Source organism: Halobacillus sp. BBL2006, from assembly GCF_000786645.1.
In the GTDB taxonomy this organism is placed as follows: domain Bacteria; phylum Bacillota; class Bacilli; order Bacillales; family Halobacillaceae; genus Halobacillus.
Window position 1 is genome coordinate 1 of record NZ_JRNX01000875.1, and the last position, 2,343, is coordinate 2,343.

Genomic DNA, 2,343 nt, shown 5'->3' on the forward strand with positions numbered 1-2,343 from the left:
TTGTTGAACAGCTTCCACACCTTCAGGAGCTGCAACCAGACACATTAAGCGAATTTGTCTCGCTCCACGCTTCTTCAATGAATGAATCGCTTCATTAGCTGATCCACCAGTAGCAAGCATAGGGTCAATTACAATTAATTCACGTTCTTCTATATCACTAGGGAGTTTGACATAGTACTCTACCGGTTTTAACGTTTCCGGGTCACGGTAAAGGCCGACATGTCCGATTTTGGCTGCAGGAATTAACTGAACGATTCCGTCAATCATACCAAGACCAGCACGAAGAATAGGCACAAGTCCAATTTTCTTACCTGTCAAAACTTTGGCTTTTGCTTCTTCAACGACAGGGGTATCGATTTCAACCTCTTCAAGCGGAAGGTCACGAGTAATTTCAAAGGCCATCAAAGCGGCTACTTCGTCAACCAATTCGCGGAAATCTTTCGTTCCTGTCTCCTTTTTCCGTATGTACGTCAATTTGTGCTGAATCAACGGATGGTCCAATACATATACCTTTCCCATTGCCGATCACTCCTTATCATAGTTTGCATCCTTTAAATTGTACTGAAAAACATGTTTACCTGCAACCCAATTTCATTAGTAAATCCTGTTACATCTCGATTACAGAAGCTGATCCATAAAAAAAGCCACTAGCTAATGGCTAGTGGCTCCTTCAGATTAAAGTGAAGAGTAGGCTAATGTTTGATATAACGGAAACCGAGAAGTCAGCTGATGAACGCGTTCTTTCGCTTCTTTCATTTTCTCTTCGTCTTCATGATTTTCAAGCGTGAAGGCGATCAAATCAGCGATTTCTTCCATTTCTTTTTCTTTAAACCCTCGGCTTGTAACCGCAGCGGTTCCGATTCGGATTCCACTCGTTACAAACGGGCTTTCAGGATCATAAGGGATAGTATTCTTGTTTGTCGTAATTCCAATGTCATCCAGTGCTTTTTCAACGACTTTTCCTGTTAAACCTTTATTGCGCAGGTCTAGTAGAAGAAGGTGGTTATCTGTACCTTTAGAGACAATATCAACGCCTTTTTCAATCAACGATTCACCAAGACGCTTCGCATTAGCGATGATCTGGCGGGAGTATTGTTTGAATTCTGGTTGCAATGCTTCTTTGAAGGATACAGCCTTTGCAGCGATCACGTGCATAAGCGGACCACCTTGCATACCTGGGAATACAGACTTGTCAATTTTCTTAGCGAATTGCTCTTCGCAAAGGATCATTCCACCTCGAGGACCACGCAAAGTCTTGTGAGTCGTTGTGGTTACAAAATGAGCATGAGGAACCGGGTTCGGATGCAGACCAGACGCGACTAAACCGGCGATATGCGCCATGTCTACCATCAAATAAGCTCCTACTTCATCTGCGATTTCACGGAATTTAGCAAAATCAATCTCACGCGGATAAGCACTCGCACCCGCAACTATCAGCTTAGGCTTCACTTCTTTAGCTTTTGTTAATACAGCGTCATAATCAATCAATTCATCATCCTGACTAACTCCGTATTCTTCAAAGTTATAAAGCTTCCCACTAAAGTTGACAGGACTCCCGTGTGTCAAGTGCCCCCCATGACTCAAGTTCATGCCTAAAACTGTGTCCCCATGTTCAAGCACCGTAAAATAAACAGCCATATTCGCTTGCGCCCCTGAGTGCGGCTGAACGTTGACATGGTCAGCACCAAAAAGTTCTTTTGCTCGGTCACGTGCTAAGTTCTCGACGACATCCACATGTTCACATCCACCATAATAACGACGACCTGGATAGCCTTCTGCATATTTATTGGTCAGTACAGAGCCCATCGCTTCCATGACAGCCTCTGATACGAAATTTTCAGAAGCAATTAATTCAATATTCTCCTGCTGACGGTTTTTCTCATCGTTGATCGCTGCAAAAACTTCTGCGTCTGTTGACTTCACTTGATTCATAGTACACTGTTCCCCTTTCCAATCCTATTCATCACAAGAACCTTCGACTTCACTACTTTCATATACAGCCCGGACACCTCCGATAAGAGGCGGGCGGGTTTTAGCAGCCGTGACATGCGCCTTGCCAATCGACTTCTGTTCAATGCGAAGCGGTACAGCTACACGTTTCAAATGCATGCCGATCAGCGTATCGCCGATATCGAGACCTCCTGTCGCCTGGATAGATTCAACAAGTACAGGGTCTTCCATATGCTTATAAGCATAGGAAGCCATAGACCCTCCAGCTTTTGGAATCGGAATGGCTGAAACCTCGTCCAGTCCATACTCACGGAGTACGGAACGCTCAACGACAAGCGATCGGTTCAAATGCTCGCAGCATTGAAACGCGAGCTCGGCTTTTGTTTTTTGAGA

Annotated in this window: 3 protein-coding genes; all 3 read right to left on the reverse strand. The window is 44.5% G+C overall.

Annotated elements, in window-relative coordinates:
- On the reverse strand, positions 1-519 hold a 519-nt coding region (gene upp, locus LD39_RS20665; protein ID WP_035553195.1), incomplete at its 3' end, for a uracil phosphoribosyltransferase.
- 156 nt (positions 520-675) lie between these two features.
- Positions 676-1,932: a serine hydroxymethyltransferase gene (glyA, locus tag LD39_RS20670; protein WP_035553198.1), complete on the reverse strand. Its 1,257-nt coding sequence runs from the start codon at positions 1,930-1,932 to the stop codon at positions 676-678.
- Between the two features lie 24 nt (positions 1,933-1,956).
- The coding region (locus LD39_RS20675) for a TIGR01440 family protein (RefSeq protein ID WP_035553201.1) at positions 1,957-2,343 on the reverse strand (387 nt) is incomplete at its 5' end.